Genomic DNA, 6,012 nt, shown 5'->3' with positions numbered 1-6,012 from the left:
ACACTTATTTGCCAGTCCGGTGTCAACCGGCACTTTCCCCAAACTACGCGAAGAACCTTTTTTCTGGAAAATAAAAAACCCGGCCGAGGCCGGGTTCTTCTAGCCGCTTAAGACCCGTTACTGGACTTGAGCTTCTACTTGAGCTTCAACACGGCGGTTGATGGCACGACCCGAGTCAGTGGCGTTATCGGCAACCGGTTGAGTTTCGCCGTAACCAGCGGCATTTACGCGCTGACCTTCAACACCGTACTGGTTGACCAGGACTTCACGCACAGCGCTAGCGCGCTTTTCGGACAGCTTCTGGTTGTAGCTATCAGTACCGACGGAGTCAGTGTGACCTTCGACAGTGGTGCTGGTCTGCGGGTACTGCTTCATGAAATCAGCCAGGTTTTTGATATCGCCGTAGCTTCCTTCTTTGACTTGAGCCTTGTCGAAGTCGAATTTCACGTCCAGTTCAACGCGCACGACTTGGGCTGGCTCTTCAACCGGGGTCGGCTCAGGCATTGGCTCTGGAGCGGCTTGTGCAACCTGGGCAACCGGCTTGCTGCCACCACCGAAGTTCATGCCAACGCCGACGCTTGGAGCCCACTCGGTGTCGCCCTGGTCGATGTTGTACTGAGCTTCGACGCCAGCACGGGCATAGAGGTTCTCGGTGATGAAGTACTTGGCACCGCCGCCGATGTTGGCAAAGGTGGAGCCGTTACGACCGCCGCGACCGGTTTGACCGATGCTCTGATCCGAGAAGCCTGCCGAGACGTAAGGACGCAGCGCGTCGCCTGCATTGTTGAAGTGGTACAGAGCATCGAGGGCGGTATTCGAGCCCTTGATGTTACGACCGTCTTCGCCACGAGCGTTATGCACTTCGTCGTAGCCCAGACGCAATTCAACGTCATCGGTCAGGTAGTAACCGATGCTGCCACCGAACAGATTGCCGTTGTTCTTGAAGTCACGAGCGCTGTCGAAGATTTCCTTCTTGGCAAAACCCTCCACTTCAACCGCGCCTTGACCCTGCGCCAGCGCGCTGAGGGAAGAACCAGCGAGCATCGAGCCGATGACAACGCCTAAAGTGTTTTTAAATTTCATCCGTAAATCCCCATCATTGGTGGCCAGTAAGTTGTCTGACAAACAAGACAACCAAGGAGCGATTCTAACAGAATTGCTCCGAGCCTTAGAGGCTCTCTATATAATTAAGTTTCAAGATTGCCTGAAAATTTTTCGCGCAACCGGTCGAGCGCACGCTTATAACGCATTTTCGTGGCGCTCAGGCCCATGTGCATGATGTCGGCAATCTCTTGAAACTCCAGCTCGGCGACAAAACGCAGTACCAGAATTTCTCGATCGATGGGGTTGACATGCACCAACCATCGATCCAGCCCACCACGCTCCTCAACTTTAGGCATCTTTTCGTCAGACGCCTCCTCCAATGGATCCAAACTTAATGCATCCATCAAACGGCGCTTGCGCCGTTCTTTTCGGTATTGGGTAATACATTCGTTATAGGTAATGCTGTATAGCCAAGTTTTAAACTTCGATTTGCCTTCGAAGTTCTTCAAGCCATAAAGAACTTTGAGCATAACCTCTTGACACACATCATCCGCATCACGTTCGCTTCCCAAATAGCGCGCGCACACATTGAATAATGTGCGTTGGTAACGACGCATCAGCTCTTCGTAAGCACGCGTGACGTGAAACAGCTCGCCATGCGCACGCGCCACCAGCTCTTCATCCGAGAGTTCGCGGGGGTCATAGCGCAAGGGCATCGGTTGGGCTTTATTCAAAACGAGTCAGACCGACAGTCGGGACGGGGGCTGCCAAGGCCTGACTCATCAGGCCGTTGGGTTGGCGGCATACATTAGCAGGATTGGCGCGTCAGCGACTGCTCACCCGTTGTTCGAGCAGGGTGCGATTTGCCACCGAGACCAATTCGCCGGCATCGGTTAGCAGGATGGTCTTGACCGTGCCTATTTCCTCGATCTGTCCTTCGACCTCGCCGATCTGCACTTGTTGCCCAACCTGGTACAACTCGCGCACATAGATTCCGGCCAGAATCTGCCCGGCGATGTCCCGGCTACCCAAGCCCAGCGCCAGTGCGGCAGCCAGTCCCACCGAAATCAACACGATGGCGATGACGTTGTTCAGCAGGTCGGTCTTGACCTCCAGCTGGCCGATAGCCACCGAGATACTGATGATGATCACCAACCCCTGGGCGATACGGGCCAGGCCATGGGCATAATCCAGGCCTACGCCCTCGGCGGCACCGCGCACCACGCCGCTGACCAATTGCGCCAGCAGTACCCCGGCGACCAGCACCAGTGCGGCACCAAATACTTTGGGCAGATAGGACGCCAGCACATCGAGCGTGGCCGAGACCCGCTCCAGACCCAGCGATTCCGCCGCCGAGACGAGAAAAATCAGCAGCACGAACCAGTAGATGATCTTGCCGATCAAGGTCGAAACCGGCACCTGGATGCCGGCGCGGCTCAACAGTTTGGTCAGCCCGGTTCCCGCCATCAGACGATCCAGACCGATCTTGCCGAGCAGCTTCGACAGCAAGGTGTCGAGCAGCTTGGCCACGACAAAGCCGAGCAGCACCAGGATCAAGGCCACGAACAGGTTCGGGATAAAAACGGCGACCTTGGTCCAGAGCGCAGTCATCGCGGCTATCAGGCTTTGAGTCCAGGGATCGAGTTCCATTTCAGTCAGCCTTATTAGTAGAAGCGGAATTAGTAGACGCGTTAGAGTCGCGACGGGTGACCGGCGCGACATGAGCCGAGCCGCTATTCAGGGCGATCATCAACGCTCCCAGCCAATGGCCCATGAGCGCGAACAGATCGCCGGCGCCGACTTGGCGGTTGGCGGTCTTCAATACGCGGTGCAGACAGGCATCGTCGTCATGGTCGGACGCGCCGGACTTGAGCATGTCGCGCAGGGATTCTTCAAAGGGATCGTGCATGACGCACCTCACTGGACGTCTCGGCTAGACGAGACCAACTCGGGGCAAGTCACATCAGGCCCAGCGTAAGCGGCGTAGCAACCACCACTGGCCAAGAGCGACCACCAGCATGATCAAGCAGGCGATGAGGAAGCCGTAGGGGTTCTCCGCGCCAGGAATGCCGCCGACATTGATGCCCAGCAGACCGGTGAGGAAACTCATCGGCAAGAAAACCCCGGTAATGATGGCGAAGCGGTACATGATGCGGTTCATGCGCTGATCCATGCGGCGATTTTCCGCTTCCAGCAGCAGGCTGACCCGTTCGCGACTGAGTTCCAATTCTTCCAGGTAGCGGGTCAGACGATTGTGCAGCTCGTTCCAGTAGCCCGGCTCATCGGCGAGGAACCCGAACTGCTGCTTGCGCGCCAGCTGCGCGTAGATCTCACTCTGCGGCGCGAGAAAACGGCGCAGGCTGGCAGCGCGCCGTCGCACTTGCAGCAACTGGGCATGATCCGGCACCGCGTGCTCATCGGCATCAACCCGCTCTTCCTGCTCGTCGACCCGCTCGGATAAGTCGGCAACCAACGCGTCGACCTTGTCGGTCAAGTAACCCGCCAGGGTCAGGATCAGTTCTGACGAAGTTTTCGGCCCCCGTCCAGCGGCGAGGTCGGCGATCAGATCCTCGGTCGCACGCAGCGAGCGCAGGCGCAGGGAAATGATCCGCCGGGCATCCGCGAAGATACGCACCGACACCATGTCCTCCGGCTCCGCACCCGGATTGAGATTGATCCCGCGGAGAAACAGCAGCAACGCGTCATCGGGCTGCGTCAGCAGACGCGGCCGGGTGTTCTCCTCCAGCAGCAAATTGCAGGCGAACTCGCTCAGGCCGCTTTCGTGGCGCAGCCAGTGCTGGGTCTGCGGATGACTGCGATCCCAGTGCAACCACAGACTTTCCTGCTCGAGCAGTTCTAGGCCGCTCAGCTGCCCCTGGGCGATCGAGCGCGCACCGCCGGCGCCATCCAGGACAAACGCATGCACCAGCCCCCACTGCGTACTGTCGTCCTCGCGCATTGCTATCCCCGGGTTCCTGGCACTGTTTACTCCGGCATCTTCAGCGCAGTAGGCGCGATGATGATGCCGTTGTTGTCGGCATACAGATACTCGCCGGGACGGAAGGTCACACCGCCGAAGGTCACGGCTACATTGCGGTCGCCGATACCGCGCTTGTCGGTTTTCATCGGATGACTGGCCAACGCCTGTACTCCGAGGTTGGTCTGTGCCAGAACGTCGACATCGCGTACGCAGCCATAGATCACCAGGCCTTCCCAACCATTCTTCGCCGCTTTTTCCGCGAGCATGTCGCCGAGCAGGGCGCGGCGCATGGAGGCACCGCCGTCGACCACCATCACCTTGCCCTTACCGGGTTGTTCGACCAGCTCCTTGACCAGCGAATTGTCTTCGAAGCACTTGATGGTGACGATTTCGCCGCCAAAGGAATCGCGTCCGCCAAAATTGCTGAACATCGGCTCGACGACCTGAACCAGTTCCGGGTAGGCGTCACACAAATCAGGCGTGATGTAATGCATGGGAAAGCTCCTGGTTAACTAGACATTGAAAAATCAGTTTTCGCCGCTCGATGCCGGCACGATCAGCGCTGCAGGTCACCGAAAGCGGCATAAGGCCCACGCAAGGGAGACTCAGCGCCCGCCCACTGGACAGTTCGAACTCAAAGCCGCGACCCGCGCAACGCAACAGCTGGCCTATGCCGGTGACGTTGTGCAAGGCGCTCCCGGCTGCAGGCAACGGTTCTCCAGAACCAGCGCACACCCCTCGACCACCATAGCAGCAGGTTGCGGCCCTGCACCTGAAAAGCCTGACGAGCCCCTCACGCCACTTTAATGATCGCTCCAGAACAACGAACATCGCACGGCCGCCAAGTGCAGAAAATGACCGAGCACACGTCTATCGCACATATTAGCGGGATCAATGCCCTGGCGGAACGCCCTCCCCCCGCTCAAGCACGGTTCTTTCGACTGCACTGGCGATATCCTGGGCCTTGCCCAGCCAGCGCGCTACCAGCGGCCACACCTCGCGTTGCGCCTCGTTGCTGACCAGCATCTGCACATGGTCGAAATCGCTGGCGAAGCCGTTTGCCTTGCTCAGACAGAGAAATTCGCTGACGGGCGAGCCAAACTGCTCGAGCAACTTGCGGCACGCCCATGGCGGATCCTGCCGGTCACCCGCTGCGGCCACCGCCAACAGCGGTACCCGCACCTCGGCCAAACCGGCCCACCAATCGCGCTCGGCATCGCCAAAGCGGCCAAACAGGCCATGCCAACGCAGGCCCTCCAGGGCCAGGCCAATCGGCTCGTCCTCCGGCCCGCGCTTGAGCCGGCTGCCGGACAATACGGAAAAGCGCTTGAGCAACAAGCGCCCGCCCCACTCCACCGGCGGCACTTTCAGCGGCCAGTAGGTGCGACTGATCTGGCTGCCGAACAACGCCGCCGACGCCACCCGGTTCTGATCAAGATAATGCCCACCAAGCGCACCGGCCAGGGTGATCCCACCCAGCGAATGCCCCAGCCAGTGAGCCGGTTGCCGGTTCTGCTCGAAGACGAAGTCGGCAATCGCCGGCAAGTCGTAGCGCACGTAGTCACTGACGCGATTGTGCCGGTACGCCTTGTTGCGCGGCGACAACCCATGCCCGCGCATTTCGGCGATCCACACGTCGAAGCCGGCACGCGCCAGGTAAGGGCCAAGACCGATGCCCTTGGGCGAATACCAAAAACGCCGATTGGAGAAACTGCCGGGCAACAAGATCAGCGGCACGCCCCGCGCCCCGTGATGATCCGCCATGCCTAGCCGGGTCAGCGCCAGCTCGACCGTATAATCCGGGCTGTTGCCGGGTTTGAGGCGATAGACATCCTCGCTCAGATCGCCACGAAACTCCGCGCCGATCAAGGCGACGGGGAAAAGCTCACTGCTGCTTTGCATCTTTTGCGCTCTGGTACAAAGAGTTGCTGGGGACAATTTTTCACGCCGCTCTACGGTGACGGCTACGGATGACAGCCATAAAAAAT

General features: G+C 59.0%; 7 protein-coding genes. All 7 read right to left on the bottom strand.

Going from position 1 to position 6,012, the window contains the following annotated elements; genetic code table 11:
* Positions 1–117 precede the first annotated feature (117 nt).
* Positions 118–1,083 (bottom strand): OmpA family protein, encoded by a 966-nt coding sequence (locus P8H27_RS17125; protein ID WP_289638847.1) that lies wholly within the window; start codon positions 1,081–1,083, stop codon positions 118–120.
* A 104-nt stretch (positions 1,084–1,187) separates the two neighbouring features.
* Positions 1,188–1,778, bottom strand: a complete 591-nt coding sequence (sigX, locus tag P8H27_RS17120; protein ID WP_289638845.1) for an RNA polymerase sigma factor SigX — start codon at positions 1,776–1,778, stop codon at positions 1,188–1,190.
* 91 nt (positions 1,779–1,869) lie between these two features.
* Positions 1,870–2,694, bottom strand: coding sequence for a mechanosensitive ion channel domain-containing protein (locus P8H27_RS17115; protein ID WP_289638843.1), 825 nt, complete (start codon positions 2,692–2,694; stop codon positions 1,870–1,872).
* A gap of 1 nt (position 2,695) precedes the next feature.
* Positions 2,696–2,953, bottom strand: coding sequence for a CrfX protein (locus P8H27_RS17110; protein WP_289638841.1), 258 nt, complete (start codon positions 2,951–2,953; stop codon positions 2,696–2,698).
* Positions 2,954–3,007: 54 nt separating this feature from the next.
* Positions 3,008–4,003 (bottom strand): zinc transporter ZntB, encoded by a 996-nt coding sequence (locus P8H27_RS17105; protein ID WP_289638840.1) that lies wholly within the window; start codon positions 4,001–4,003, stop codon positions 3,008–3,010.
* A 26-nt stretch (positions 4,004–4,029) separates the two neighbouring features.
* Positions 4,030–4,518, bottom strand: coding sequence for a ribonuclease E activity regulator RraA (rraA, locus tag P8H27_RS17100; protein WP_289638839.1), 489 nt, complete (start codon positions 4,516–4,518; stop codon positions 4,030–4,032).
* A gap of 397 nt (positions 4,519–4,915) precedes the next feature.
* Positions 4,916–5,926 (bottom strand): alpha/beta fold hydrolase, encoded by a 1,011-nt coding sequence (locus P8H27_RS17095; RefSeq protein WP_289638838.1) that lies wholly within the window; start codon positions 5,924–5,926, stop codon positions 4,916–4,918.
* Positions 5,927–6,012: the final 86 nt, after the last annotated feature.

It is taken from the genome of Pseudomonas sp. sp1636, from assembly GCF_030376615.1.
Classification (GTDB): domain Bacteria; phylum Pseudomonadota; class Gammaproteobacteria; order Pseudomonadales; family Pseudomonadaceae; genus Aquipseudomonas.
This window is presented reverse-complemented; position numbering and strand designations above follow the sequence as displayed.